The following is a 25,009-nucleotide window of genomic DNA, read 5'->3' on the forward strand; positions in this document are numbered from 1 at the left end:
CCCCCAAATGGGCTGGAACCCGGTGCGCCAGACGCCGCACCCCCTGTGGGCGGGCGTTGCCGACCTGAGCTATTTTTACTTCGTGCACAGCTTCTACGCCGCTGTGCAAAACGCAGCGCACGGCGCGGGCCAGGCCGACTACGGCGGCTGGTTCGCCGCGGCCATTGCCCGCGATAATATTTTTGCCACGCAGTTTCACCCGGAAAAAAGTGCGCAGCAGGGCCTGACCCTGTACCGCAACTTCCTGCACTGGAACCCCTGACCCTTCCCCGCCCGCTTCCCCTCCCCCGAACCGACACATGCTGCTCATCCCCGCCATCGATCTCAAGGACGGCCACTGCGTGCGCCTCAGGCAAGGCGACATGGACCAATCGACCACCTTTGGCGAAAACCCCGCCGCCATGGCGCGCCAGTGGCTGGCCGCCGGCGCACGCCGCCTGCATCTGGTGGACCTGAACGGCGCCTTTGCCGGCATGCCGAAGAACTACGGCGCCATCCGCTCCATCGTCCAGGCGGTCGGCGAGGATATTCCGGTGCAGCTCGGCGGCGGAATCCGCGATCTGGACACCATCGAAAAATACATCGACGACGGCCTGCGCTACGTCATCATCGGCACCGCTGCGGTGAAGAACCCCGGCTTTCTCAAGGACGCTTGCAGCGCCTTCGGCGGCCACATCATCGTCGGACTCGACGCGCGCGACGGCAAGGTGGCCACGGACGGCTGGAGCAAGCTCACCGGCCACGAGGTCGTGGACCTGGCCCGGAAGTTCGAGGACTGGGGCGTCGAGTCCATCGTCTACACCGACATCGGCCGCGACGGCATGCTCTCGGGAATCAACATCGACGCCACGGTCCGGCTCGCGCAGGCGCTGAGCATCCCCGTGATCGCCTCGGGCGGCCTGTCGAACATGGCCGACATCGAGCAGCTGTGCGCCGTGGAGGACGAGGGCGTCGAAGGCGTGATCTGCGGCCGCGCGATCTACAGCGGCGATCTGGACTTTGCCGCCGCGCAGGCACGCGCCGACGAGCTCAATGGCTGAGCCCGGGCAGATACTGCGACTGCGACACCCTCCCGACCCGCCATGCTCGCGAAACGCATCATCCCCTGCCTGGACGTGACCGCGGGCCGCGTGGTCAAGGGCGTGAACTTCGTCGCGCTGCGCGACGCAGGCGACCCGGTCGAGATCGCCGCACGCTACAACGACCAGGGCGCCGACGAACTCACCTTTCTGGACATCACCGCGACCAGCGACGGGCGCGACCTGATCCTGCCCATCATCGAGGCCGTGGCCAGCCAGGTGTTCATTCCCCTGACCGTGGGCGGCGGCGTGCGCACGGTGCAGGACGTGCGCCGCCTGCTCAACGCGGGCGCGGACAAGACCTGCTTCAACTCCGCGGCCATCGCCGACCCGCAGGTGATCGACGCCGCGTCCGCCAAGTACGGCGCGCAGTGCATCGTGCTCGCCATCGACGCCAAGCGCCGCTCGGCAGAGCAGGCGCAGCGCATCGGCGCCGAGGGCCATGCCGTGGGCGCGGGCTGGGACGTATACAGCCACGGCGGGCGCAAGAACACGGGACTCGACGCCCTGGCCTGGGCCCGGGAGATGGCGCGGCGCGGCGCGGGCGAGATCCTGCTGACCAGCATGGACCGCGACGGCACCAAGGCCGGCTTCGACCTGGAACTCACGCGCGCCGTGAGCGACGCCGTGGACGTGCCGGTGATCGCCTCGGGCGGCGTGGGCTGCCTGGAGCATCTGGCCGAGGGCATACAGACCGGCGGCGCCGACGCGGTGCTGGCCGCCAGCATCTTCCATTACGGCGAGTACACGGTGGGCCAGGCGAAGCAGCATCTGGCCGGACGCGGGATTGCGGTGCGGCTGTGATGCCGTGGTGACGTGGTGACGTGGCAGCACCGGGCATGCGCTGCGCCGTGGCACCCAAATCGCCGACAATCGGCCCCATGAACTGGATCGACGAAGTGCAATGGGACACGCAAGGCCTGGTGCCCGCAATCGCGCAGGAGCGGGGCACGGGCGACCTGCTGATGCTCGCGTGGATGAACCGCGAGGCGCTGGAGAAAACGGCGCAACTCGGCCGCGCCGTGTACTTCAGCCGCTCGCGCGGCCGGCTGTGGCACAAGGGCGAGGAGTCGGGCCACGTGCAGACGGTGCACACAATCCGCCTGGACTGCGACCGCGACGTGCTGCTGCTCGAAGTCACGCAGCACGGCCACCGACCCGGCATCGCCTGCCATACGGGGCGCCACAGCTGCTTCTTCAGCGTCCTGCAGGACGGCGCCTGGCGGGCGGTCGATCCGGTGCTGAAAGAACCCGAATCCATCTACAGCCAGCGCATGCGTTCGCATGGCTCCCATGACGCCCCCGCACCGGCCCCGCAGGACACGCTGGCGCGCCTGGCGGCCGTGATCGAGAGCCGCAAGCCCGACCAGGGTGGCGACCCCGAAAAGAGCTACGTCGCGCGCCTGCTGCACCAGGGCCCGGACGCGTTCCTGAAAAAAATCGGCGAAGAGGCCACCGAAGTAGTCATGGCCGCGAAGGACGTGGAGCATGGCGCCGACAAGTCCCGGGTCGTGCGCGAGACGGCCGATCTGTGGTTTCACTCGATGATCGCGCTGGCGCATTACGGCCTGGCGCCCGCCGACGTGCTCACCGAATTGGAGCGCCGCGCGGGCTGCAGCGGCATCGAGGAAAAGTCCCTGCGCAAGGCGCTTGCGCGCAGCGCCGAGGAGGCCGCTTCCCCATGACCGATATCTTCGACTTGGATAACCATGAGCAAAAGGCCCAGAACCTGCGGGCCATCGGCTGGCTCAGCTACATCCTGCACCTGATCGTGGCCGTGGGCGCGGTCGTTCCCGGCGCGCAGCCGGGGGCGGTGCTGCTGATCATTGCGCTGGTGCTCGACCTGGTGAAGAAGGACGACGCCGAGGGCGGCTGGCAGGCGAGCCATTTCTCGTGGCGCATCCGCACGGTGCTCTGGGCGGGGCTGCTGTACATCGTCACGGCGCCGCTGTGGCTGCTGCTCGTCGCGCCGGGATGGATCGCCTGGTGCCTGGTCTCCATCTGGTTCCTCTACCGCATCGTGCGCGGCATGGTGGCGATGCACGCGGGCCGGGCCGTCGTGAATGACTGAATCGGCAAAGGCGCCCATGCGCCTGAACTTGGCATTGCAAGGGGGTGGCTCGCACGGCGCGCTCACCTGGGGCGTTCTGGACGCGCTGCTCGAAGACGGACAGTGGCAGTTCGACGGTGTGAGCGGCACCAGCGCCGGCGCCATGAACGCCGTCGCCCTGGCGCATGGTTTCGCCCAGGCCGCGCAGCAGCACAAGGACCCGCAGGAAGCGCACCAGGCCGGCTGCGCGCTGGCGCGCGAGGCGCTCACGCGGCTGTGGGAGGGCGTGGGCACGCTGGGCAGCCTGATGTGGGGGCTGCCCATGTCGGCCACCAACCCGGTCATCGGCATGGTGCGCCAATGGCTCTCGCCCTACCAGACCAACCCGCTGGGAATCAACCCGCTGCGCAGCCTGCTCGAGCACGAGGTGGACTTCGACCTGCTGCGCGGCGCACCCGGGGGGCCCAAGGTATTCGTCTGCGCCACCAAGGTGCGCACCGGGCGCAGCCAGATCTTCTTCGGCCCCCGCCTGAGCGTCGACGCGGTCATGGCGTCCGCCTGCCTGCCGCTGCTGTTCAAGGCCGTGGAGATCGACGGCGAGCATTACTGGGACGGAGGCTACTCGGGCAACCCCGCGCTGCACCCGCTGATCTACCAGACGCAGACCTGCGACATCCTGCTGGTGCAGATCAACCCCATCACGCACCTGGAACTGCCGCATTCGGGGCCCGAGATCATGGAGCGCATCAGCGAGGTCACCTTCAACGCCAGCCTGCTGGCCGAACTGCGTGCCATCGAATTCGTGCGCCGCCTGCTCGCCGAGGGCAAGCTCGACCCGCAGCGCTACAAGAACGTGCGCATGCACCGCATCGACGGCGGCTCGGTGCTCATGCCGTTTGGCGCCGACAGCAAGATGCGCGCGGACCTGGCCTTTGTGCGCAAGCTGTTTGCGCTGGGCCGCACGGCCGGGCAGGAATGGCTGCAAGCGCACCGCCAGGACGTGGGGGTGCGCCCGAGCATCCGGATCGCAGACAATGCGTAGCGCGAACAGCACCCCCCTGCCCTACCCACCATGCACGATCCAAACTGCCTTTTCTGCAAAATCATCGCCGGCCAGATTCCCTCGAAAAAGGTCTACGAAGACGAGGGGATTTTCGCCTTCCACGACATCCACCCCTGGGCCCCGGTGCATTTTCTGATGCTCCCCAAGCTGCACCTGCCTTCGATGGCGCAGGTCACCATGGAGCACGCGGGCCTGCTCGGGCGCATGCTGGCGCTGGCGCCGCAGCTGGCGCTGGAGCAGGGCTGCAACCCGTACCCCGAGGGCGGCTTTCGCGTGATGGTGAACACGGGGCGTGACGGCGGGCAGGAAGTCCACCACCTGCACATCCACGTCATCGGCGGCCCCCGTCCCTGGCTCAAGGGCTGAATCCGTCGTCACCGCCCCTGGCTAGAATGGGGGCAATTCGTCAAGAGGTATTCCATGGGCTTTTCCATTTGGCACTGGCTGATCCTGCTGCTGATCGTCGCCTTGGTGTTTGGCACCAGGGATCTCGATAATCTGGATTGACCGCAATTCGTCAGGAGATATTCCATGGGCTCTTTTTCCCTCTGGCACTGGCTGATCGTGCTGCTGATCGTCGTCTTGGTGTTTGGCACCAAGAAGCTCAAGAACATGGGCACCGACCTTGGAAGCGCCGTCAAGGGCTTCAAGGACGGCATGAAGGACGGCTCTGCCGAGGCCCCCGCGCCCCCCGCCCCAGGCCAGGTCGCAAACAACCAGACGGCAGATGACAGAAAAACCACCATCGACGTCCAGGCCAAGCAGCCAGACTGAGCGGCCAGCCACACCCTGCGCCTGATCCATGATCGATATCGGCCTGTCCAAGATGGCGCTCATCGGCGCGGTGGCGCTCATCGTCATCGGCCCCGAAAAGCTGCCGCGCGTGGCGCGCACGGTCGGCGCCCTGCTGGGCAAGGCGCAGCGCTACGTGGCCGACGTGAAGGCCGAGGTCAACCGGTCCATGGAGCTCGACGAGCTCAAGAAGATGAAGGATCAGGTGGAGGACAGCGCGCGCGACGTGCAGCAATCCCTGCAGGCCGGCGCCAGCGCGTTTGAAAAAGACTGGGCCGATGCCGTCGGCAGCACGGACAGCGCCCCGCAGGAGCAATCTGCCGTGGTGCCGGCGTACAGGCACCCGGGGAAGAACTGGCGCCTCAAGCGTGGGGCCACTCCCCGGTGGTACAAGGCCCGGAACGGCGTGCGCAGCAAGGCCCAGTCCGGTGCGGCCCGCGTGGCACGCCACCGCCCAAAAAATCCCGCTGACGCAGCGTCCCCCGCGCGCCGCATGGGCGACGAGCCAGCCGCCCGCAAAACCCCCGACATGTCCGAAACCCCACCCCCAGAAGACGAGCTCGCCGGCACCGAGCAGCCGTTCGTGCAGCACCTGATGGAGTTGCGCGACCGCTTGATCAAGGCCCTCGTCGCCATCGCCATCGCGGCGGCGATCCTGTTCTTTCTGCCCGGCCCGGGCGCGCTCTACGACTTTCTCGCCGCGCCCCTGGTGGCGCAGTTGCCCAAGGGGGCCACGCTGATCGCCACCTCGGTGATCTCGCCCTTCATGGTGCCGCTCAAAATCCTGCTGATGTCGGCCCTCATGCTGGCCCTGCCCTTTGTGCTGTGGCAGGTCTGGGCCTTCGTGGCGCCGGGCCTGTATACGCACGAGAAAAGGCTCGTGCTGCCGCTGGTGATCTCCAGCACGCTGCTGTTCTTCGTCGGCGTGGCGTTTTGCTACTACCTGGTGTTCGGCCAGGTGTTCGCCTTCATCCAGAGCTTTGCGCCCAAGAGCATCACGGCCGCGCCCGACATCGAGGCCTACCTGGGTTTCGTGCTGTCGATGTTCCTGGCCTTCGGCTTGGCGTTCGAGGTGCCGATCGCCGTGGTCGTGCTCGCGCGCATGGGCCTCGTGAGCGTGCGCAAGCTGCGCGAATTCCGCGGCTATTTCATCGTCCTCGCCTTTGTGGTCGCGGCCATCGTGACCCCGCCCGACGTGGTCTCGCAGCTGTCCCTGGCCATCCCCATGTGCCTGCTGTACGAGGTCGGCATCTGGGCCGCGCAGCTCTTCATCAAGCACACCCGGGCGCCCGACGCGGACAGCGAGAGCACGGCCTCGTCGTGACGATCAGCGCTTGCGCTGCTGTGGCCGCGGGCGGGCACCGGGCTGGATGCGCAAGTCCACCGACTTGTCCCCGCGCCGCACGTCGAATGCCGATGCGGTCCCGGGCCTGAGCGCCGCCACGGCGCTCAGCAGTTCGGGCACGTTGCGCACGTTCCTGCCGTCCACACGCACGATCACGTCGCCGGGACGCATTCCCGCCTGCGCGGCCGGACCGTCCTGCAGCACGCCGGTGATGATCACGCCCTCGGTGGCCTTCACGCCAAAGGTCTCGGCCAACTCGGGCGAGAGCTCGTTGGGCTCCACGCCAATCCAGCCGCGCGTGACCTGGCCGTCCTTGACGATGCCGTCGAGCACCAGGCGGGCCGTGGACACCGGAATCGCAAAGCCAATTCCCATGCTGCCGCCGGAGCGCGAATAGATGGCGGTGTTCACGCCCATCAGGTTGCCGTTCACGTCCACCAGCGCGCCGCCCGAGTTGCCGGGGTTGATGGCCGCGTCGGTCTGGATGAAGTTCTCGAACGTGTTGATTCCCAGCTGGCTGCGGCCCAGCGCGCTCACGATGCCGCTGGTCACGGTCTGGCCCACGCCGAAGGGGTTGCCGATGGCCAGCACCCTGTCGCCCACGCTCAGCCCGTCGGAATTGCCCAGAACGATGACCGGCAGCTTGTCGAGTTCGATCTTCAGGATCGCCAGATCGGTGTCCGGGTCGGTCCCGATCACACGGGCACGGGTGCGGCGGCTGTCGGTGAGCGTGACCTCGATCTCGTCAGCGCCCTCGACCACATGGTTGTTCGTGAGGACATAGCCGTCCGGGCTGACGATCACGCCGCTGCCCAGCCCGGCCTGCGCCTGGCTGCCCTGGTCGCCAAAGAAGAACTGATACCAGGGGTCGTTGCTGCGCGGGTGGCGCACCTCCTTGCTGGTATTGATGCTGACCACGGCGGGCGCGGCCTTGCGCGCCGCCGCGCTGAAACTGCCGGCGACCGGCTGCAGCACCGGGGTGGCGGGGGCCTCCAGCAATGCGATCCCCGCGCCGGAGCGCGTCGCCACCCGGCCCAGCCACTCGGGCTGCAGGGTGGCGACGACGAAGTAGGCGGCAACGAATACCGTCACGGCCTGGGAAAACAACAGCCAGATGCGCTTCATGGAATCTTGGTGTACAGGTGGTGGAGATGCAGGAGAGGGTTTTGCCAGTGCGCCGGCCAGGACCGTCTCCCAGGGCGCATTCTCCCTCAATGCGCGGGGAGGCATTCCCGTTCGGGTCCCGGGCAGTGCACGCGGCATGAATCATTGCTACCATCGGCCGCAGGACAGGACAGGAGTGCATGTGCCATGATTACCGTTACCATCCCCCCCGCCGAGAAGCTCAGCATTGCCCTGCCGCCGGAAATCGCCACCCTGGTGCGCCATGCCGTGGAGGCCGGCGAGTATCCATCGAGCAGCGAGCTGATCCGCGACGCGCTGCGCGACTGGAATGACAAGCGCCAGCGCCAGCAAGGCCCGGACGAACTGCGCCAGCTGTGGCAGCAAGCACTCAACGACCCACGCCCCCCGGTGGCCGCCGACGCCGTGCTGGACCGTCTGGAGCACAGGTACCAAGCGATGATCGACGGCGGCGCTGCACTGCGCAGCTGATGCAGCTCGCGTTCTCCGCGTTCGTCGAGGACGACCTGCAGGCCATCGGCGACCATATTGCAGCAGACAACCCGGCGCGCGCGGTTTCCTTCGTGCGCGAAATCCGGACGCAGTGCCACAAGCTCGCCGAATACCCGTTGCGATACCGTCTGCGCCCGGACATCGGACCAGAAGTCCGCCTCGTTCCCATACACCGCTACGTAATCCTGTTTCGCGTCGTCGGCGACACCGTCAGGGTCGAGCGCATCGTGCATGGTGCACGCGACCTGCCCATGCTGCTGCCCGGGCCTGGGAGCGATGACGGCTGATGAGCCAGACGATGAGCACGCTATATGTAGCTCGCATCGGTTCCATGAAAATCCCACTTTTTGTACAAGAGCATGAGCATCCCCCGTTCCCAACTTCTGCAGGCATTTGACAGCCTGCTGCAACCCGGGCGTTTCCAGGACTACGGCCCCAACGGCCTGCAGGTCGAGGGCAGGGCCGGGATCGCGCGCATCGTCAGCGGCGTGAGCGCGAGCCGCGCGCTGATCGAGGCGGCGATCGCCGCGCGCGCGGACGCCCTGTTCGTGCACCACGGCCTGTTCTGGCGCGGGCAGGATGGCCGCGTGACCGGCTGGATGAAGCAGCGGCTGCAACTGCTGCTGGCGCACGACATCAACCTGTTCGCCTACCATCTGCCGCTCGACGCGCACGCCGATCTGGGGAATAACGCGCAACTCGGCCGCGTGCTCGGCCTGTGCGCCGACGCGCGCTTTGGCGAGCAGGACCTGGGCTTTGCGGCGCCCGCGGCGTTTGCGCATGCCCAGGCCCTTGCGGACCATGTGGCGCAGGCCCTGGGGCGCGCCGTGACGCTGGTCCAGCCGCTGGCCATGGACGGCGTGCCGCCGCGCCCCATCCGCCGTGTGGCCTGGTGCACGGGGGGCGCGCAGGGCTGGTTTGAAGCGGCCATCGCAGCCGGTGCCGACGCCTTCATCACCGGAGAAATCTCGGAACCCCAGGCGCATCTGGCGCGCGAGATGGGCGTGGGCTTCATCGCTGCCGGGCACCACGCGACCGAGCGCTACGGCGCACCCGCGGTGGCGGCGCAGGTGGCCGCGCAGTTCGGGCTATGGCACCAGTTCATCGAGATCGACAACCCGGCGTAGCCAGCCGCCGCCCGGGGGCTTCTACCGGGCCAGTTCCTTGCGCACCGCCGCGACCTGGCGGCGCGAGACGGCGAGCAGTTCGGTCGAACCCTGGAGCCGCACGGCCCAACCCTCCCCTTCCTCGGAGTCGTAGTGCTTTTCGAGGGCGCGCATGGCGCGGCGTGCCACCAGCGCGTTGCGGTGGATGCGCATGAAGCGTGGCGCGAACCGGGCCTCCAATTCGCTCAGCGCGCTGTCCACGATGTAGCTGCGCACGGTGGTGCGCACGGTCACGTACTTTTGCTCGGCCTTGAAATACAGCACCTCGTCCAAGAGCAGGCGCTCGGTGCGGCCCCGGTCCTGAATCAGCAGGGACTCGCCGTCGGGCACGCCCGCGGCAGCCGCGGGAGCACCCGCGCCCGCGCTGCGTTGCACCTTGGCCAAGGCCTGCAGCAAGCGCTCGCGGCGCACGGGCTTGGTCAGGTAGTCCAGGGCCTCCAGATCGAACGCACTCACTGCGTGCCGGGCATGCGCCGTCACGAACACCACGGCCGGGGACCGGGGCAGGGCCCTGAGCTGGTGCGCCAGGGCCAGACCGTCGAGCCCGGGCATGTGGATGTCCAGCAGCACCAGGTCAAAAGCGCTCCCGCCCGTGGGGCCCAGCCGCGCCATCGTTTCGGCGGCGTTCGCGGCCTCGGCCAGCGTTCCGTGCTGCGTCTCGGCGCAGTCGGTCAGCAGGCTGCGCAGGCGGCTGCGCGCCAGGGCCTCGTCGTCAACGATAAGAATGTTCATGGTCGATGGGGGCAGGCTCTGCGGTGGCTGCGGCGCCGCGCGGGGATATGCCCCTTCCCGGGGCCGGGCGCTGGCGGGTTCTTGGGGGATCGGCGGCGGGCAGGGTAATGCGCACTTGGTACAGGCCGTCGCGCACGCTGGCGCTGAACCCACCCTGCACGTCGTGCAGCAGCGCCAGCCGGGCGCGCACGTTGGCCAGCGCAATGCCATGGCCGGCGCGGCCCTCGCGCGCGCCGTTTCGCTCTTCTCCCGAAGGCAGGGTATTGCTGATGCGCACCACCACCCGGTCGCCGCGCAGTTCGGTCCGCACGCACAGCCGCCCGCCGCGCGGGTCGGGTTCGATGCCATGCTTGACGGCGTTTTCCACCAACGGCTGGAGCAGCAGCGGGGGCAGGCGGGTGCCATCGGCGCGCGGGTCCAACTGCCACTGCACCTGCAGGCGCGCGCCAAAGCGCACCGCCTCGATCGCCAGATAGTGGCGCGCGAGCGTGATTTCTTCGGCCAGGGTGATCGACTCGCCCTGTTCCACGAGCGCGTGGCGGAACAGGTCGCTCAGGTCTTCGAGCAGCGCTTCGGCCCGGGCCGGCTCCTGCCGCACCAGCGCAATCGCGCTGTTCAGGGTGTTGAACAGAAAGTGCGGGCGGATGCGCGACTGCAACTCGACCAGGCGCGCCGTGGTGGCCGCGGGCGTGCGCCCGCGCGCGCGCAGCACCAGCGCCGTCACCAGCAACGCCGCCAGCAGGCTCCCCGCAGCGGCGCTGGCCGACCAGGGGGGCGCGTCCGTCATGCCCACCAGCGCCAGCATGGCGCAGGCGTAGACGCCGGCCAGGGCCCCCAGCAGCACGCCCGCAACGTATTGCTGCGCGGTGCGCAGGCGCTGCAAAACGGTCTTCAGGCTACAGGCGGTGATGAGCCACACCAGGGTCGCGGGCAGCGTGCCGCTCGTCAGCAGCGCCAGGGTCATGCTCCACTCGCCGAGGCTGCGCGATTCGAACAGGGCGCCCACGCCCACCACCAGTTCCACGAACAGCACGGCGCGCAGCACCACGCCGAGCTGGCAGGCGTCGAACACCAGCACCGGCCTCCCCGCGGGCCAGGCGCCGCGCAGGCCGGCTCCGGGCGGGGTCGAATCCGGCTGCGGGGTCGATAAAATCTGGCTGCTTTGCATTGCGGCATCCGGGCGACCCGGGTGTCTGGACACCACCGGATTATTCCCCTCCCATGCCCAAAACCCAAGCCAATACAGACGCCTGCGCAGCGCCCGCGAACCAGCTCGAGACCAAGGCCCGCGCCTGGTCCGCGCTGTTCTCCGAGCCCATGAGCGATCTGGTCAAGCGCTACACCGCCAGCGTGTTCTTCGACCAGCGCCTGTGGCGCGCGGACATCGCGGGCAGCCTGGCGCACGCCGAGATGCTCGCCGCGCAGGGCCTGATCTCGGAGCAGGACCATGCGAGCATCGGGCGCGGCCTGGCGCAGATCGCATCCGAGATCGAATCCGGCGCGTTTGCCTGGAAGCTCGATCTGGAAGACCTGCACCTGAACATCGAGGCGCGCCTGACGCAGCTGGTGGGCGACGCCGGCAAGCGCCTGCACACCGGGCGCAGCCGCAACGACCAGGTGGCGACCGACCTGCGCCTGTGGTTGCGCGGCGAAATCGACCTGATCGTCGGCCTGCTCGGGGAGCTGCAACGCGCGCTGCTCGACCTGGCCGAGCAGAACGCCGAGGTGATCCTGCCCGGCTTCACCCACCTGCAGGTGGCGCAGCCCGTGAGCTTTGGCCACCACCTGCTGGCGTACGTGGAGATGTTTGCGCGCGACGCCGAGCGCATGCAGGAGGTGCGCCGGCGCGTGAACATGCTGCCGCTGGGCAGCGCCGCGCTCGCCGGCACCAGCTACCCGCTGGACCGCGAGCGCGTGGCGCGCACGCTGGGCATGGTGGACGCGAGCGGCTTGCCCGCGCTGTGCCGCAACAGCCTGGACGCAGTGAGCGACCGCGACTTCGCCATCGAGTTCAGCGCCGCAGCGAGCCTGTGCATGGTGCACGTGAGCCGATTCTCGGAGGAGCTCGTCCTCTGGATGAGCCAGAACTTCGGCTTCATCCGGATCGCCGACCGCTTCACCACCGGCTCGTCGATCATGCCGCAGAAGAAGAACCCCGACGTGCCCGAACTCGCGCGCGGCAAGACCGGGCGCGTGTTCGGCCACCTGGTGGGACTCCTGACCCTGATGAAGGGCCAACCCCTGGCGTACAACAAGGACAACCAGGAGGACAAGGAGCCCCTGTTCGACACGGTGGACACGCTCAAGGACACGCTGCGCATCTTTGCCGAGATGGTCGGCGGCGAGACCGACCCCGCCAGCGGCAGGAAGGAGGGCGCAATCACCGTGAACGCCGCCGCCATGGAGCAGGCCGCGCGCAAGGGCTACGCCACGGCCACCGACTTGGCCGACTACCTGGTGCGCAAAGGTCTGCCCTTTCGCGACGCGCACGAAACCGTTGCCCACGCCGTGCAGGCAGCCGTAGCGCATGCCTGCGACCTGTCGGAACTGCCGCTGAGCGTGCTCCAGGGCTTTCACCCGCAGATCGAAAAAGACGTGTACGAGGTGCTGAGCCTGCGCGGTTCGCTCGCTGCGCGCAACACGCCGGGGGGCACGGCGCCCGCGCAGGTGCGCGCCCAGTTGGCCCACCACCGGGCGCGTCTGGCGCAGTGACCGGACGCTGCGCATCTTGCCCCAGTGGGGCGCCAACAACAGCCCGCAGGATCCGGCCTCGCGCGGGCCCTTATCCCGAAACACATTTGCTGCATCACTCTTAGAATTCTTACCAATCGTCGCCGCCATTGCCCTGCCATGCGCCCTTTCCCCCACCGCCTGATCTGGCTGGCGCTGCTGGTCTCCCTGGGGATTGGCGCATTGTTCGCCCATGCGATCTGGACCATCCGCAGCGACAAGTGGGACTACGCACGCCAAACCAATGACAGCCTGGCCCGGACCCTGGGCCATGGGCTGAGCGGGTCGCTGGAGTCGTATGACAAATCGATCGACGGCGTGGCCCGCGAGGTGAGCCGGCCCGACGTCTGGGCCTTGCCGCCCGCGCTGCGCGCGCGCGTGGTGTTCGACCACTCACCGCACACGCGCGGGGTGAGCGACATTCTGGTGCTCGACGCGCGCGGCGATGCGGTGCTCGACTCGGCGAGTCTCTCTGCGCGCAAGGTCAACTTTGCGGACCGTGAGTTCTTCCTGGCCTTCAAATCGGGCGGACACAAGGGCTTGTACATCGGCAAGTCCACCCTCTCGCGCCTCTCGGACCAGAACATCCTGCCCATGGCGCGGGCCTACCACCACCCGGACGGCAGCTTTGCCGGGGTGGTTTCCGGCGTCCTGTTTCTGCGCTATCTCGACGAATTGTTTGGCACCCTGAATCTGGGCTCCGACAGCGAAGTCACCCTGTTTCGCCTGGACGGCACCGTGATCGCGCGCTTTCCCCATGAAAACGCGAACCCTGGACACCCCGCCGCAGACCCCGTCATGCTCGCGCATTTTCAGGCGCAGAACAGCGGCAGCTTCGTGGACGCGGCCCCGTCCAACGGCGTGCAGCACCTGCACTCGTTTCTCCGTCTGGGCGATTACCCGCTGGTCCTCGACGTGGCCCAGTCCACGCAAACCATCGCTGCCCGGTGGTACCGCAGCGCCCTGGTCCTGGGCGCCTTCACCGCGCTGCTCATGGCCGGCTGCGTGGGGCTGGCGCTGCTGTTCGTGCGCGAGTTGCGCCTGCGCCAGCAGGTCTCGGCGCGGCTGCACGAGGCCGAGCACGACCTGCGCACCATCTTGAACAACATGCCCTCGATGATCGGCTACTGGGACCATCTGCTGCGCCTGCGCTTCGTCAACCAGGCCTACGTCGCATGGTTCGGCATGCAGCCCGAAAAACTGCGCGGAATGCACGCCAGCGAGTTGCTCGGCGAAGCGCTGTTCGGCCAGGACCGGCCCTTCCTGGAGCGCGCATTGCACGGCGAGCCCCAGCTGTTCGAGCGCACCCTCACCGACGGGCGAGGCCAGACGCGCCACACCCTGGCCTCGTACCTGCCAGACCCCGAACCCGGCAGTGGCCGGATCCGCGGAATCTTCGTGCAGATCACGGACATTTCGGAGCGCAAGCGCATGGAGAACGAGCTGTTCGACGAAAAAGAGCGCATGCGCCTGACGCTGCAATCCATCGGCGACGCCGTGGTGTGCACCGACGCCAAGGGCCACGTGAGCTATCTGAACCCGGTGGCCGAGCGCCTCACCGGATGGTCGTGCGGCGACGCATCGGGGCGCGACGTGGACGCCGTCGTCAGCCTGCGCAGCCCGGACGGCGCGAGGATTCGCCGGCTGCACACGGTGATCGAGGAGCGGGCCGACCTGGGCCTGATGCGCGGCGTGGTCGTGCACCGCAAAACGGGGCAGCGCTTCACGGTGGAAGAAACCGCCAGCCCCATCACCGACCGCCAGGGCTGCGTGACCGGCGCCGTCGCCGTGCTGCGCGACGTGACGCAGACGGTCGCCATGTCCGAGCGCATGGCGCACCTGGCCCAGCACGACGCGCTCACCGACCTGCCGAACCGGGTGCTGCTGCAGGACCGGGCGCAATTGGCCATCGCGCAGGCGCGCCGCGACGGCAGGTCGCTGGCCGTGATGTACCTGGACCTCGACGGATTCAAGCAGGTCAACGACAGCCTGGGGCACGCCGTGGGCGACCTGCTGCTGGTGCAGGTCGCGCGGCGCCTGAAGGCTTCCGTGCGCGCGTCGGACACGGTGTGCCGCCAGGGCGGGGACGAGTTCGCGGTGCTGCTCCCGGGGCTCGACGGCGAGGCGCCCGCGTGCGCCGTGGCGCGCAAGATCCTGGCGTCCTGCGAAGGGACCTTCGACCTGGCCGGGCAGCCGCTGCGCATCGGCGTGAGCGGCGGCATCGCGCTGTATCCGCAGCATGGGGACAGCTTCGACACGCTCTCGCGCCATGCGGACAGCGCCATGTACGTCGCCAAGCGCGGCGGGCGCATGCGCTTCATGCTCTACCAGGGGCCGGGCGCCGAACCCCTGTCCGTGCTCGCCGACGCGGCGCCGCCCGCGGCCTCGAACGCAGGCGGTGCATGATCGCGCGCTGCGAGAGCGCAACCCTTTCTGGAGTCTCCCCATGCCCGACCTGAGCAAAATCACCTGCATCGAAGACCTGCGCGCCATGGCCCGGCGCCGCGTGCCACGCATGTTCTACGACTATGCCGATTCGGGCTCGTACACCGAGGGCACCTACCGCGCGAACGCGGCCGATTTCCAGCGCATCGGGCTGCGCCAGCGCGTGGCCGTGAACCTGGAGAACCGCAGCACCCGCACGACCATGGTCGGGCAGGACGTGGCCATGCCGGTGGCGATCGCGCCCACGGGGCTCACCGGCATGCAGCACGCCGACGGCGAAATCCTGGGCGCGCGCGCGGCGCGAGACTTCGGCATTCCCTTCACGCTATCGACCATGAGCATCTGCTCGCTCGAGGACATCGCCGAACACACGGGGCGCCACCCCTTCTGGTTCCAGCTGTACGTGATGCGCGACCGCGATTTCATCGAACGCCTGATCGACCGCGCGCGGGCCGCGAACTGCTCGGCGTTGCAGCTCACGCTGGACCTGCAAATCCTCGGGCAGCGGCACAAGGACGTGAAAAACGGCCTGTCCGCGCCGCCCCGACCCACGCTGCGCAACCTCATCAATCTGGCGACCAAGCCGCGCTGGTGCCTGGGCATGTTGGGAACGCAGCGCCGCAGCTTCGGCAACATCATCGGCCACGCCAAGGGCGTGGGGGATCTGTCCGCGCTCTCCGCCTGGACCGCCGAGCAGTTCGACCCCCGGCTCAACTGGGGCGACGTGGAATGGATCAGGAAGCGCTGGGGCGGCAAGCTGATCCTCAAGGGAATCATGGACGCCGAGGACGCGCGCCTGGCCGCGAACACCGGCGCCGACGCGCTCATCGTGAGCAACCACGGCGGCCGCCAGCTCGACGGCGCGCCCTCGTCGATCGCCGCGCTGCCGGGAATTGCCGCTGCGGTGGGTAAGGACATCGAGGTCTGGATGGACGGCGGAATCCGCAGCGGGCAGGACGTTCTCAAGGCCCGCGCGCTGGGCGCGCGGGGCACGCTGATCGGGCGCAGTTTTCTCTACGGCCTGGGCGCCTTCGGCGAGGCCGGGGTGACGCGCGCGCTGCAAATCATCCACAAGGAACTGGACATCACCATGGCGTTCTGCGGCCAGACCGACATCGAGCGCGTGGACGCGTCGATCCTGTTGCCGGGCAGCCATCCGGGCGCACCCCGGAATGCATTCGTTGATTCGTTCAGGGCCTGAGCAGCAGCGCGTCTACCGCCTCGATGTCCTGCTGCGAGAGCGTGCCGGCCGCCTGGCGCAGTTTGAGCGTTCCCAGCAGCAGGTTGTAGCGCGCCTGGGCCAGGTCGCGCTGGGTCTGGAAGAACTGGCTTTGCGCGTTGAGCACGTCGATGTTGATGCGCACACCCACCTGGTAGCCGAGCTTGTTCGCGTCCAGCGCGCTCTGGCTGGACGCTTCGGCGGCCTCCAGGGCCTGGATCTGGGCCCTGCCCGACTGCACGCCAAAGAAGGCCGCACGCGCCGCCTGGGCTGCGCTGCGGCGCGCGGTCTCCAGGTCCGTCGTGGCTTTTTCTTCGAGCGCCAGGGTTTCCTTGATGCGGTTCTGTACGGCAAAGCCGGAGAACAGCGGCAGGTTCAGCGCCACGCCCAGGCTGGCGTTGCGCAGGCGGCTGTTCACGCCGGGCGCGGAGATCGTGCCGTTCGGGTTGCGCGTGATGGTGTAGCCCGCTTGCAGGTCCAGCGTGGGCAGGTGGCCGGTTTGCGCCTTGCGGGTCTCCAGGCGCGCGCTCTCCAGGGCCGAGGCCGCCTGGCGCACCGCGGGCTGCTGCGCGCGCGCGCTATCGACCCAGGCGCTCACGTCGTCGGGCTGCACGCCGGGCAGTTGCACGGGCCAGACCAGTGGCTGCGGCCGGGCGCCGCTGCTGCCCACGAGTTGGTCCAGCGCCAGGCGTTTCACGCGCAGGTCGTTTTCGGCGGCGATCTCCTGCGCCACGACCAAGTCGTAGCGCGCCTGGGCCTCGCGGGAATCGGTGATGGAGGTGGCGCCGATGTCGAAGTTGCGCTTGGCGAACGCCAGCTGCTCCGAGACGGCGGTCTTTTGCGCCTGCACGAAGCCCAGGCTGTCCTGCGCGGCGAGCACGTCGAAATAGGCCTGGCTCACGCGCAGCAGCAGGTCCTGCACGGCCGCGTCCCACTGCGCCTGCGCCATGTCCACGCCGCGCTGGCCCTGTTCCAGGGTGATGCGGTTGGCCGGGCGGTACAGCGGCTGGGACGCGCTCAGGCCCAGCGTCTGCGTCGTTCCGGTGTTGTCCACCAGGGGGCGGCTCAGGGCCGCGTCAACGCGGTTCGCGCCGCTGCTCAACGTGGCGCTGGGCAGCAGGCCGGCGCGGGCCTGTTCGGCGCGGTGCAGCGCTGCGTCGAACTGGGCGCGGGCCGATTGCCAGGCGGTGTCGTAGGCGCGGGCCGATTCGAGCAACTGCAACAGGCTCTGCGCCCGGGCCGGGGCGCACAGCGCTGCGGCCAGGAGCGCGAGCGCCAGGACGGGAGTGCGGGGCAGGGTCATGGGTTTCTTCGCATGGGTTTGCGCAGCCGGGGCGTGTGTCGTGCGCAGCAGCCCGTCAGTAGCGGGGCACGCCGGGGTCGCTTTCCTGCGACCAGGCGTCGATTCCGCCGGTGACGTTCGCCACCTTCGCAAAGCCCTGCTGCTCCAAAAACGCGGCCACGCGCAGGCTGCGCGCGCCGTGGTGGCACAGGCAGGCGACGGCGCGCTCCGGGTCGAGTTCGGCAAGCCGCGCGGACAGTTCGCCCATGGGGATGGCGCACAGCTCGAAGCCCTGGGCGCGCACGCTCGCGGTTTGCCGCTCCCAGGGCTCGCGCAGGTCCAGCACCATAGGTCGGCCATCGCCTGCGGCGGCAAACCAGGCCGGCAATTGGGCGGGGCGGACGTGATCGATCATGGCCGGGTGTCAGAACGCAAAGCCCGATGGCTCGGGGAAATGCAGCAGCCGCGGCGCGCAGGTGTCCCAGGGGCTGCTGGTCTCCACGCGCCCGTGCGTGCGGCGCGCAACGCAAAAACGCATCATCGGCTCGCTGCCCACGATGGCGCCCAGGCGGCCGCCGTCGCCAAGTTGCGCGAGCAACTCTGCGGGCAATTCGGCCACCGAGCCGCTGAGCACGATCACGTCGAAGGGGCCGCCGGCAATGGGGTCGCGGGCGCCGTCGGCCTGGCGCACCTCGGCGTTGTGGATCGCGGCGCGGCGCAGGTTTTCGCGCGCCATATCGGCGAGCGCAGGGACGATTTCGAGCGTGATCACCTGCGCTGCGCTGCGCGCGAGCAGGGCCGCCATGTGGCCGCTGCCGGTGCCGATTTCGAGCACGCGATCGCTGGGCCGGATTTGCAGGTCCTGCAGCATGCGCGCCTCGACGCGCGGCGCCAGCATGCAGCGGCCCAGGGCGTCCTCGGCGTCGCCGCCCGGCAGCGGGATCTCCAGGTCCATGAACGCCATGCCGCGGTAGACCGCGGGAACGAAGTCCTCGCGGTGCACGCTGGCCAGCAGGCCGAGCACGCCGGCGTCGAGCACGCTCCAGGGGCGGATCTGCTGCTCGATCATGTGGTAGCGGGCCAGGGCCGCGGGGTCGCTGCCGTCGGCGGACATGTTCAGGGGCATGCTCATGGGATTTTTCCAGGGGTGGGGCGCGGGCGGCTCGAGCCCTCGATTCTAGTGTCCTGCCTCGCGCACATCAGGCGCCGCCGCCGCAGCGCGCCTGAAGCCGCGCAGCGCCCAGCGCGCGAGATCGTCCATATAGCAATACACCACGGGAACCACCACCAGCGTGAGCAGCGACGAGGTGATCACCCCGCCGATCACCGCCTGCCCCATGGGCGCACGCTGCTCGGAGCCCTCGGACAGGGCGAACGCCAGCGGCACCATGCCGAAGATCATGGCCAGCGTGGTCATGATGATGGGGCGCAACCGCACGCGCGCGGCGAGCAGCAGAGCCTCGGTCCGGGGCAGGCCGGCGACGCTGCGGCCCTGATCGTCCAGGTGCTCCTGGCACGCGCGGATCGCAAAGTCCACCAGCAAGATGGCGTTCTTCGTCACCAGGCCCATGAGCATCACCACGCCGATGACGGAGAACATCGACAGCGTGGAGTGGAATACGAGCAGCGCCAGCACCACGCCGATGAGCGTGAGCGGCAGCGAGCTCATGAGCGCCAGCGGCTGCAAAAAGCTCTTGAACTGGCTCGCCAGAATCATGTAGATGAAGATCACGGCCAGCACCAGCGCCGAGGTGGCGTAGCCGAACGACTCGGCCATGTTCTTGGTGGAGCCGCCAAACTGGTAGCGGTAGCCGGGCGGAAAGACCATGGCATCGAGCGCCTCTCTGATGTCGGCCGACACCTCGCCCGCCGCGCGCTGCGCCGTGTTCGCGTTCACGGCCACCTCGCGGGTCATGTCGCGCCGGGTGATCTGGTTCGCGCCCGTGGATTCGACGACGCGGGCCAACTGGTTCAGCCGCACGATGCGCGTGCTGCCGTCGGTCGCCGTGAACGCAAACGGCAGGCGCTCCAGGTCCTCCACGGTGCTGCGCGCCTCAGGGGCCAGGCGCACGTTCACGTCGTAGGTCTGGTCGTCGGGCGCGCGCCAGCTGCCCACCAGGGTGCCGGCCACCAGGGTGCGCAGCGCGGCGGCCATCCGGGCCAGGTCCAGGCCCAGGTCAGACGCGGCGTCGCGCCGGACCTCGAGCGCGATCACGGGCTTGGCGGGCTTGGCGCTGCTGTCCAGATCCACCAGCCCGGGGATGCCGCGCAGATTTTCGACGGCGCGTGCGGCGAGCCGCTCGAGCTCCTGCTGGTCGGGGCCCTTGAGCGAGAACTCGATCTGCTTTTGCCCGCCCACCGGGTCCAGCAGGCCGACGTGGGTGACGGTGATTCCCGCCACCTGCGCCAGGTGCTCGCGCAGCACGCCGGACATCTGCTCCACGCTGCGGCTGCGCTCCTTGCGGTCCACCAGGCGCACGAAGATGCCCGCGTAGTTCTTGCCCTTGACGTTGCCGGTGTTGATCGTGGTCAGCGTGTAGCGCACCTCGGGCAGCGCGCGCAGCACGCCCTCGACCTGCCGCGCCTTGGCCTCGGTGGCCTCGAGCGACGAGCCCACGGGGGTGTAGAAGGTGATGACGCTTTCCGAGAAATCGGCCTTGGGGACGAATTCGGTGCCGAGCAGCGGAAGCATGAAGAGGCTCAGCACAAAGGTCCCCAGCGCGATCGCCAGGGTGGCGATCTTGTGCAGCAGCGACCAGCGCAGGATCCGCTGGTAGCCCTCGGCCAGCGCCTCGGTGGCGTATTCGAACCAGCCGGTCACGCGGCCGATGCTCTTGTCGTACCAGGTGCGGGGCGCGGCACGCTGCCCGGGGACATGGATGCTCGGGTCATGCCAGACGCTCGAGAGCATCGGGTCGAGCGTGAAGCTGACGAACATCGAGAGCAGCACCGCGACCACGATGGTGATGCCGAACTCGTGGAAGAACTTGCCGATGATCCCGCCCATGAAGCCGATCGGCAGGAACACGGCGACGATGGACAACGTGGTCGCGAGCACCGCCAGGCCGATCTCCTGCGTGCCGTCCATGGCAGCGGCGTAAGCGCCCTTGCCCATCTGCACGTGGCGCACGATGTTCTCGCGCACCACGATCGCGTCGTCGATGAGCAGGCCCACGCACAGGCTCAGCGCCATCAGCGTGATCATGTTGATGCTGAAGCCGAACAGGTGCATGAACAGGAAGGTGCCGATCAGCGCAATCGGCAGCGTGAGCCCCGTGATCACGGTCGAGCGCCACGAGTTCAGGAACAGGAAAACGATCAGCACCGTGAGCGCCGCGCCTTCGATCAGCGTGTGGCGCACATTGTTCACGGCCACGCGGATCGGGCGCGCGGTGTCGCCCACGGCCTCCAGGCGCACGCCCGGCGGCAACTCATTGCGCAGTTCGGCGACGGCGGCGTTCAGGCCATCGACCACCTCGATGGTGTTCTCATCCTGCGCCTTTTGCACCGTCAGCAGCAGCGTGCGCTGGCCGTTGTACAGCGCCAGGTCCTCGAGTTCCTGCGCGCCGTCGTGCACGCGCGCCACCTGCTCCAGGCGCACCGGCGCGCCATTCCTGCGCGCCACGATGATGCGGCCGAAGTCCTCGGGGCGCTGCATGCGGGCGTCGATGCGCAGCAAGCGCTCCTGCGTCAGCGAGCGGATGGCCCCCAAGGGCAGGTCCTGGTTCTCGTTCTGCACGGCGCTCACCACCTGCTCGGGCGCCACGCCAAAGGCCTCGAGCGCCTGCGGGTTCAGGTAGACGTTGATCTCGCGCCGGGTCGCGCCCACCAAGTTCACCGCGCCCACGCCGCGCACGTTTTCCAGGCGTTTCTTGAGGGTCTGTTCGGCCCAGGCGGTCAGCTCCATCGCGCTGCGGGCGCTGCCGCCGGCCCCGTCCTCGGGCAGAACGGCGAGCGACCACACGGGGCGGCTCGCCGGGTCGAAGCGCAGCACGCGCGGCTCCTTGACCTCGGTGCGCAGCAGCGGGCGCACGGAGGCCACCTTCTCGCGCACGTCTTCCGCGGCCTTGCGGCCATCGATGGACAGCTGGAACTCGACGCTCACCACGGACGTGCCCTCGTAGCTGCGCGAGGTCAGGGCGCTGATTCCCGAGATCGAGTTCACCGCATCCTCGATCTTCTTGGTGACCTCGCTCTCGACGATCTCGGGCGCCGCACCGGGGTAGTCCGCAATGACGATGACGATGGGAAAGTCAACGTTCGGAAACTGTTCGACCTTGAGCCGCTGGTAGGAGAAGACACCCAGCACCACGATGGCGAGCATCACCATCGTGGCGAACACGGGGTTCTTCAGGCTGACCTTGGTGAACCACATGGCGCGTCAGGGCGTCGTGCGCGATACGGCCGCCGGGGGCCGCGCAGGGGCTGCCGCTGCAGCGCTGGAGACGGCCGTGCCTTCGCGCAGCGCACCGATGTGGCCCGCGATCACCGGCGTTCCCTCGGCCACCCCCTCGACCGCCACCAGCGTCTGCCCGTCAACCACGGCGCGGTTTGCGGTCCTGACCTGCACATGCCGCACCTGACCGTCCTTGAGCGTCTGCACATAGGGCGCGGGCTTGTCGGTGCGCACCGCGTCCAGTGGAACGGCCAGCAGTTCGGCGCGCCCCGTCTCGAGCCGACCCTGCGCAAACAGCCCCTGGCGCAGCGGCGCCCCGGCGCGCGACGGGTCCACGCGCAGATAGACCGGCACGGTGCGGCTGCCGGCCTGGGCGCTGGGGCTGATGCGCACCACGCTGGCGGGCACCGGGCCGGGCGCGCCTTCGATGACCAGCTGTGCCTGCTGGCCCACGCGCACGGCCGTGGCGTCGGCCGGGCTGAGCAGCGCCTCAAGCTCCAGGTGCGCGATGTCGAGCACTTCGACGATGCGCGCGTCCACCGCCACGCGCTCGCCCGGCTGCGCGAGCCGCTGCGCGACCTGCCCGTCGATGGGGCTGCGCAGCACCGTGTCGTCGAGCGCCTTGCGCGCCACGTCGGCGGCCGCAACCGCCGCCTGGTGGTTCGAGCGGGCCGCGTCCAGATTGGCCTGCGAAGTCGCCAGGGCCGTGGTCGAAATGAAGCCCTGCTCGACCAGCGCCTGGTTGTTGTCGTTCTGACGCTGCTGTATATCGACCTGGGACTTGGCCGCGTCGGCCTGCTGCTGCGCTTGGCGCAGCCGGGCGCGGGCCTCGGTGGGGTCGATGCGCGCGACCTCCTGGCCCGCGCGCACGCTGTCGCCCTCGCGCACCGTCAGCCCCTGAAGCTCGCCCCCGACGCGCGCCTTCACCATGGCCGAATGCAGCGCGTGCAAGGAGCCGGACACGGGCACCTCAAGCGGCAGGCTCTTGCGCTGCACGAACAGCAGCTCGCCGGCCTCCAGCCGCAGCGGCGCCTGCCCGCGCTGCGCCGCGGCGTCCGCGAGGGCCTTTCTCTGCGCCTGCCGCTCGGCCAGGGTGCGCCAGACGCCGCCGCCAAGCAAAACCAGGACGATGGCTGCCGCCATCCAGGGAATCCAGCGTTTCATGGTCACAGACTCGGGCGCAAAGGGGGAAGGAGAGGCCGGGTACGGTGCGGCGCACGATTGCACACAAAGCGCGGCGAGTGTAACGGCCTGCACGGGTCATCGTTACCAAGCTTGTCAACCTTTTGGTAAACGTTTGTCAAAACCCCCCATGACTTTGCAGACCATTACCCGCAGTGTTTCCCAGCCCTGGATGTTTGTCCGGGTCAGGGCCACCGTGTCGAGTGGCAAGCCCCCCGGAACCAGGTCGCAGAGAGGGGTGGCAGGTCCGCTGTCCGGTTGCCGCCCGCATAATGGCGGGCTCTGAGAAACCTCCATCAAAAAACACCATGGCCTTGCAAACCATTGCCCTGGGCGGCGGCTGCTTCTGGTGCACCGAAGCCGTTTTCGGGCGGGTGCGCGGCGTTGCGCATGTGGAAAGCGGCTACGCCAACGGCAACACCCCGGCCCCGAGCTACGAGCAGGTCTGCCGGGGAGACACCGGCCACGCCGAGGTGGTACGCCTGCGCTTCGATCCCGCCGTCATCGGCCTGCGCGAGTTGCTGGCGATCTTTTTTGCCACGCACGACCCCTGCACGCGCAACCGCCAGGGCAACGACGTGGGACCGCAGTACCGCAGCGGTGTCTATTTTGACGACCCCGAGCACGGCGCCATCGCCCGCGACGTGATCCGCGAGTTGGAGCAGGACCGGCTGTTCGATGCCCCCATCACCACCGAGGTGCAGCCGCTGACGAACTACAGCGCGGCCGAGGACTGCCACCAGGACTACTTCGCACACCACCCGCAACAGGCTTACTGCACGTTCGTCGTGGCCCCCAAGGTGGACAAGCTGCGCCAGCGCTTTGCGCGTTACATCAGGAATTGAGCGCCGCGTTCGCGGAAGACATAATGCAATCCGATTGCATTAACGAGTCACCGCGCCATGCCCGCCCCCTCCTCCTCCACCCCTGCGCCCATGCGCGCGCCCTGGACGCTGCCGCCCGGAATGCGCGCCACCCGGGCCACGCGGGCGCTCGCGCAGCTGTACGCGCAGCAACCGGACGCCGCGCTGTCCGAGGCGCAGGTGGAGGCGGGCCTGGCCGCTGCCGGCGCGCCGGTGAACCGGGTCACCGTGTACCGCATGCTCGATCGCTTTGCCGCCGCCGGTGTGCTGCACCGGCAGGTGGACGCGGCCCGCGTCATGCGCTTCGCACTCGCGCCGCAGGGCGCCGCGCGCCCCCGGTTCGAATGCGACGACTGCCATCGCCACTTCCAGTTGTCGCAGGGCTGCGCGCGCGTGCACAGCGCGCTCGGGCCGGTGCTGGAGGCGCTGGCCACGGCGGGGCATGAGAACCTGGCCGTGGAGATTGCGGTGCGCGGCCGCTGCGTGGGCTGCGCGCATCCGTCCGCAGGTGCGTCCGCATGATCCGCACGCGCGGTCTTTGTTTTTCCCATGCGGGCGGCGCCGCGCCGCTGCGCTTTGCGGACCTGGACCTGGAACCGGGCGGAACGCTGCTGCTGCGCGGGCGTTCGGGCGCGGGCAAGTCAACCTGGCTGGCGCTGGTGGCGGGCCTGCGGCGCGCGGCGGCAGGGGAGCTGTGCGTCGCGGGCCAGGAACTGGGCGGGCTGCGCGGTGCCGGACTCGACGCCTGGCGCGCGCGCACCATCGGCTACCTGCCCCAGAAGCTGCACCTGAGCGGCGCGCTCAGCGTCGCCGAGAACCTGGGCTTGGTCTACTTTGCCGCCGGGCTGCCCTGCGACGCCGCGGCCATTTCCCGTGCGCTCGCGCAGCTGGACGTGGCCGCGCTGGCCGCGCGCAAACCGCACCAGCTCTCCGGCGGGCAGGCGCAGCGCGTGGCCCTGGCGCGCGCCGTGCTGCGGGCGCCGCGCCTGCTGCTCGCCGACGAACCCACGGCGAGCCTGGACGACGACGC

General features: G+C 68.9%; 27 protein-coding genes and 1 pseudogene. 20 read left to right on the forward strand and 8 right to left on the reverse strand.

Annotated elements, in window-relative coordinates; translation table 11 throughout:
• From VTU_RS0102285 to tatC, 11 genes and pseudogenes are all read left to right on the forward strand, one after another.
• Positions 1-262 (forward strand): glutamine amidotransferase-related protein (locus VTU_RS0102285; RefSeq protein WP_010100338.1); only part of this gene is annotated, 262 nt, incomplete at its 5' end.
• A gap of 37 nt (positions 263-299) precedes the next feature.
• Positions 300-1,040, forward strand: a complete 741-nt coding sequence (gene hisA / locus VTU_RS0102290; protein ID WP_010100340.1) for a 1-(5-phosphoribosyl)-5-[(5-phosphoribosylamino)methylideneamino]imidazole-4-carboxamide isomerase — start codon at positions 300-302, stop codon at positions 1,038-1,040.
• A 42-nt stretch (positions 1,041-1,082) separates the two neighbouring features.
• Positions 1,083-1,883, forward strand: coding sequence for an imidazole glycerol phosphate synthase subunit HisF (hisF, locus tag VTU_RS0102295; protein WP_010100342.1), 801 nt, complete (start codon positions 1,083-1,085; stop codon positions 1,881-1,883).
• 68 nt (positions 1,884-1,951) lie between these two features.
• Positions 1,952-2,764 carry a bifunctional phosphoribosyl-AMP cyclohydrolase/phosphoribosyl-ATP diphosphatase HisIE gene (hisIE, locus tag VTU_RS0102300; RefSeq protein WP_029554033.1) on the forward strand — a complete coding sequence of 271 codons (813 nt, stop codon included), beginning with the start codon at positions 1,952-1,954 and terminating at the stop codon, positions 2,762-2,764.
• On the forward strand, positions 2,761-3,150 hold the full coding sequence (locus tag VTU_RS0102305; RefSeq protein WP_010100346.1) for a DUF4870 family protein: 390 nt from the start codon (positions 2,761-2,763) through the stop codon (positions 3,148-3,150). Before hisIE ends, VTU_RS0102305 begins: the two co-directional genes overlap by 4 nt.
• Positions 3,143-4,171: a patatin-like phospholipase family protein gene (locus VTU_RS0102310; protein WP_029554034.1), complete on the forward strand. Its 1,029-nt coding sequence runs from the start codon at positions 3,143-3,145 to the stop codon at positions 4,169-4,171. Before VTU_RS0102305 ends, VTU_RS0102310 begins: the two co-directional genes overlap by 8 nt.
• Positions 4,172-4,201: 30 nt before the next feature.
• Positions 4,202-4,558: a histidine triad nucleotide-binding protein gene (locus VTU_RS0102315; protein WP_010100349.1), complete on the forward strand. Its 357-nt coding sequence runs from the start codon at positions 4,202-4,204 to the stop codon at positions 4,556-4,558.
• A gap of 54 nt (positions 4,559-4,612) precedes the next feature.
• Positions 4,613-4,699 carry a twin-arginine translocase TatA/TatE family subunit gene (locus tag VTU_RS35940; RefSeq protein ID WP_010100351.1) on the forward strand — a complete coding sequence of 29 codons (87 nt, stop codon included), beginning with the start codon at positions 4,613-4,615 and terminating at the stop codon, positions 4,697-4,699.
• A gap of 24 nt (positions 4,700-4,723) precedes the next feature.
• On the forward strand, positions 4,724-4,966 hold the full coding sequence (gene tatA / locus VTU_RS0102325) for a Sec-independent protein translocase subunit TatA (RefSeq protein WP_010100353.1): 243 nt from the start codon (positions 4,724-4,726) through the stop codon (positions 4,964-4,966).
• Between the two features lie 28 nt (positions 4,967-4,994).
• Positions 4,995-5,216 (forward strand): annotated as a pseudogene (tatB, locus tag VTU_RS34600) (Sec-independent protein translocase protein TatB); the annotation flags it as partial.
• A gap of 297 nt (positions 5,217-5,513) precedes the next feature.
• Positions 5,514-6,308: a twin-arginine translocase subunit TatC gene (tatC, locus tag VTU_RS34605; protein WP_010100355.1), complete on the forward strand. Its 795-nt coding sequence runs from the start codon at positions 5,514-5,516 to the stop codon at positions 6,306-6,308.
• A 3-nt stretch (positions 6,309-6,311) separates the two neighbouring features.
• Here the strand turns inward: tatC and VTU_RS0102335 are convergent, their stop codons facing one another.
• A complete protein-coding gene (locus VTU_RS0102335) occupies positions 6,312-7,454 on the reverse strand; it encodes a S1C family serine protease (protein ID WP_010100357.1) in 1,143 nt (380 codons plus the stop codon).
• Positions 7,455-7,640: 186 nt separating this feature from the next.
• Here VTU_RS0102335 and VTU_RS30545 point away from each other — a divergent pair, with 186 nt between their 5' ends.
• The 3 genes from VTU_RS30545 (at position 7,641) to VTU_RS0102350 (ending at position 9,091) form a co-directional block, all read left to right on the forward strand.
• A complete protein-coding gene (locus tag VTU_RS30545) occupies positions 7,641-7,943 on the forward strand; it encodes a ribbon-helix-helix domain-containing protein (protein WP_010100359.1) in 303 nt (100 codons plus the stop codon).
• Positions 7,943-8,251: a type II toxin-antitoxin system RelE/ParE family toxin gene (locus tag VTU_RS0102345; RefSeq protein ID WP_010100361.1), complete on the forward strand. Its 309-nt coding sequence runs from the start codon at positions 7,943-7,945 to the stop codon at positions 8,249-8,251. Before VTU_RS30545 ends, VTU_RS0102345 begins: the two co-directional genes overlap by 1 nt.
• Before the next feature lie 72 nt (positions 8,252-8,323).
• Complete coding sequence (locus VTU_RS0102350; protein WP_040891715.1) at positions 8,324-9,091, forward strand: Nif3-like dinuclear metal center hexameric protein; 768 nt, start codon at positions 8,324-8,326, stop codon at positions 9,089-9,091.
• A 21-nt stretch (positions 9,092-9,112) separates the two neighbouring features.
• Here the strand turns inward: VTU_RS0102350 and VTU_RS0102355 are convergent, their stop codons facing one another.
• On the reverse strand, positions 9,113-9,862 hold the full coding sequence (locus VTU_RS0102355) for a LytR/AlgR family response regulator transcription factor (protein WP_010100365.1): 750 nt from the start codon (positions 9,860-9,862) through the stop codon (positions 9,113-9,115).
• Positions 9,843-11,030, reverse strand: coding sequence for a sensor histidine kinase (locus tag VTU_RS0102360; RefSeq protein ID WP_010100367.1), 1,188 nt, complete (start codon positions 11,028-11,030; stop codon positions 9,843-9,845). The genes VTU_RS0102355 and VTU_RS0102360 overlap by 20 nt, the downstream gene beginning before the upstream one ends.
• 53 nt (positions 11,031-11,083) lie before the next feature.
• Here VTU_RS0102360 and argH point away from each other — a divergent pair, with 53 nt between their 5' ends.
• From argH to VTU_RS0102375, 3 genes are all read left to right on the forward strand, one after another.
• Complete coding sequence (gene argH, locus VTU_RS0102365; RefSeq protein WP_010100369.1) at positions 11,084-12,574, forward strand: argininosuccinate lyase; 1,491 nt, start codon at positions 11,084-11,086, stop codon at positions 12,572-12,574.
• 138 nt (positions 12,575-12,712) lie between these two features.
• Positions 12,713-14,998, forward strand: coding sequence for a bifunctional diguanylate cyclase/phosphodiesterase (locus tag VTU_RS0102370; RefSeq protein WP_010100371.1), 2,286 nt, complete (start codon positions 12,713-12,715; stop codon positions 14,996-14,998).
• Positions 14,999-15,038: 40 nt separating this feature from the next.
• Positions 15,039-16,238: an alpha-hydroxy acid oxidase gene (locus tag VTU_RS0102375; protein ID WP_010100373.1), complete on the forward strand. Its 1,200-nt coding sequence runs from the start codon at positions 15,039-15,041 to the stop codon at positions 16,236-16,238.
• Here the strand turns inward: VTU_RS0102375 and VTU_RS0102380 are convergent.
• The 5 genes from VTU_RS0102380 to VTU_RS0102400 are packed head-to-tail and all read right to left on the reverse strand — an operon-like array spanning position 16,228 to position 23,098.
• Positions 16,228-17,559, reverse strand: coding sequence for a TolC family outer membrane protein (locus VTU_RS0102380; RefSeq protein ID WP_010100377.1), 1,332 nt, complete (start codon positions 17,557-17,559; stop codon positions 16,228-16,230). The genes VTU_RS0102375 and VTU_RS0102380 overlap by 11 nt on opposite strands.
• Positions 17,560-17,614: 55 nt before the next feature.
• Positions 17,615-17,953 (reverse strand): rhodanese-like domain-containing protein, encoded by a 339-nt coding sequence (locus VTU_RS0102385; RefSeq protein WP_010100379.1) that lies wholly within the window; start codon positions 17,951-17,953, stop codon positions 17,615-17,617.
• A 9-nt stretch (positions 17,954-17,962) separates the two neighbouring features.
• The gene (locus VTU_RS0102390; RefSeq protein ID WP_010100380.1) at positions 17,963-18,670 is read right to left on the reverse strand and encodes a protein-L-isoaspartate O-methyltransferase family protein; all 708 of its coding nucleotides are present in this window, start codon (positions 18,668-18,670) and stop codon (positions 17,963-17,965) included.
• A 45-nt stretch (positions 18,671-18,715) separates the two neighbouring features.
• The gene (locus tag VTU_RS0102395; RefSeq protein WP_010100381.1) at positions 18,716-21,913 is read right to left on the reverse strand and encodes an efflux RND transporter permease subunit; all 3,198 of its coding nucleotides are present in this window, start codon (positions 21,911-21,913) and stop codon (positions 18,716-18,718) included.
• 6 nt (positions 21,914-21,919) lie between these two features.
• A complete protein-coding gene (locus VTU_RS0102400; RefSeq protein WP_010100382.1) occupies positions 21,920-23,098 on the reverse strand; it encodes an efflux RND transporter periplasmic adaptor subunit in 1,179 nt (392 codons plus the stop codon).
• 326 nt (positions 23,099-23,424) lie between these two features.
• Here VTU_RS0102400 and msrA point away from each other — a divergent pair, with 326 nt between their 5' ends.
• The 3 genes from msrA to VTU_RS0102415 form a co-directional block, all read left to right on the forward strand.
• On the forward strand, positions 23,425-23,961 hold the full coding sequence (msrA, locus tag VTU_RS0102405; RefSeq protein ID WP_010100383.1) for a peptide-methionine (S)-S-oxide reductase MsrA: 537 nt from the start codon (positions 23,425-23,427) through the stop codon (positions 23,959-23,961).
• Between the two features lie 120 nt (positions 23,962-24,081).
• Positions 24,082-24,501, forward strand: coding sequence for a Fur family transcriptional regulator (locus VTU_RS0102410; RefSeq protein ID WP_029554036.1), 420 nt, complete (start codon positions 24,082-24,084; stop codon positions 24,499-24,501).
• A partial coding sequence (locus VTU_RS0102415; RefSeq protein WP_010100386.1) for an ABC transporter ATP-binding protein occupies positions 24,498-25,009 on the forward strand: 512 nt, incomplete at its 3' end. The genes VTU_RS0102410 and VTU_RS0102415, both read left to right, overlap by 4 nt.

This window comes from Verminephrobacter aporrectodeae subsp. tuberculatae At4, from assembly GCF_000193225.1.
Taxonomy (GTDB): Bacteria; Pseudomonadota; Gammaproteobacteria; order Burkholderiales; family Burkholderiaceae_C; genus Acidovorax; species Acidovorax aporrectodeae.

Excerpts from the sequence above, each read along its gene's own strand:
- VTU_RS0102355 (WP_010100365.1), bottom strand. The coding sequence starts at position 9,862 with ATGAACATTCTTATCGTTGACGACGAGGCCCTGGCGCGCAGCCGCCTG.
- VTU_RS0102375 (WP_010100373.1), top strand. The coding sequence starts at position 15,039 with ATGCCCGACCTGAGCAAAATCACCTGCATCGAAGACCTGCGCGCCATG.
- VTU_RS0102335 (WP_010100357.1), bottom strand. The coding sequence starts at position 7,454 with ATGAAGCGCATCTGGCTGTTGTTTTCCCAGGCCGTGACGGTATTCGTT.
- VTU_RS0102360 (WP_010100367.1), bottom strand. The coding sequence starts at position 11,030 with ATGCAAAGCAGCCAGATTTTATCGACCCCGCAGCCGGATTCGACCCCG.
- VTU_RS0102345 (WP_010100361.1), top strand. The coding sequence starts at position 7,943 with ATGCAGCTCGCGTTCTCCGCGTTCGTCGAGGACGACCTGCAGGCCATC.
- VTU_RS0102305 (WP_010100346.1), top strand. The coding sequence starts at position 2,761 with ATGACCGATATCTTCGACTTGGATAACCATGAGCAAAAGGCCCAGAAC.
- VTU_RS0102380 (WP_010100377.1), bottom strand. The coding sequence starts at position 17,559 with ATGACCCTGCCCCGCACTCCCGTCCTGGCGCTCGCGCTCCTGGCCGCA.
- VTU_RS0102395 (WP_010100381.1), bottom strand. The coding sequence starts at position 21,913 with ATGTGGTTCACCAAGGTCAGCCTGAAGAACCCCGTGTTCGCCACGATG.
- tatA (WP_010100353.1), top strand. The coding sequence starts at position 4,724 with ATGGGCTCTTTTTCCCTCTGGCACTGGCTGATCGTGCTGCTGATCGTC.
- tatC (WP_010100355.1), top strand. The coding sequence starts at position 5,514 with ATGTCCGAAACCCCACCCCCAGAAGACGAGCTCGCCGGCACCGAGCAG.
- VTU_RS30545 (WP_010100359.1), top strand. The coding sequence starts at position 7,641 with ATGATTACCGTTACCATCCCCCCCGCCGAGAAGCTCAGCATTGCCCTG.
- VTU_RS0102310 (WP_029554034.1), top strand. The coding sequence starts at position 3,143 with ATGACTGAATCGGCAAAGGCGCCCATGCGCCTGAACTTGGCATTGCAA.
- VTU_RS0102390 (WP_010100380.1), bottom strand. The coding sequence starts at position 18,670 with ATGAGCATGCCCCTGAACATGTCCGCCGACGGCAGCGACCCCGCGGCC.
- VTU_RS35940 (WP_010100351.1), top strand. The coding sequence starts at position 4,613 with ATGGGCTTTTCCATTTGGCACTGGCTGATCCTGCTGCTGATCGTCGCC.
- VTU_RS0102410 (WP_029554036.1), top strand. The coding sequence starts at position 24,082 with ATGCGCGCCACCCGGGCCACGCGGGCGCTCGCGCAGCTGTACGCGCAG.
- hisA (WP_010100340.1), top strand. The coding sequence starts at position 300 with ATGCTGCTCATCCCCGCCATCGATCTCAAGGACGGCCACTGCGTGCGC.
- argH (WP_010100369.1), top strand. The coding sequence starts at position 11,084 with ATGCCCAAAACCCAAGCCAATACAGACGCCTGCGCAGCGCCCGCGAAC.
- hisF (WP_010100342.1), top strand. The coding sequence starts at position 1,083 with ATGCTCGCGAAACGCATCATCCCCTGCCTGGACGTGACCGCGGGCCGC.
- msrA (WP_010100383.1), top strand. The coding sequence starts at position 23,425 with ATGGCCTTGCAAACCATTGCCCTGGGCGGCGGCTGCTTCTGGTGCACC.
- VTU_RS0102370 (WP_010100371.1), top strand. The coding sequence starts at position 12,713 with ATGCGCCCTTTCCCCCACCGCCTGATCTGGCTGGCGCTGCTGGTCTCC.
- VTU_RS0102400 (WP_010100382.1), bottom strand. The coding sequence starts at position 23,098 with ATGAAACGCTGGATTCCCTGGATGGCGGCAGCCATCGTCCTGGTTTTG.
- VTU_RS0102315 (WP_010100349.1), top strand. The coding sequence starts at position 4,202 with ATGCACGATCCAAACTGCCTTTTCTGCAAAATCATCGCCGGCCAGATT.
- VTU_RS0102385 (WP_010100379.1), bottom strand. The coding sequence starts at position 17,953 with ATGATCGATCACGTCCGCCCCGCCCAATTGCCGGCCTGGTTTGCCGCC.
- VTU_RS0102350 (WP_040891715.1), top strand. The coding sequence starts at position 8,324 with ATGAGCATCCCCCGTTCCCAACTTCTGCAGGCATTTGACAGCCTGCTG.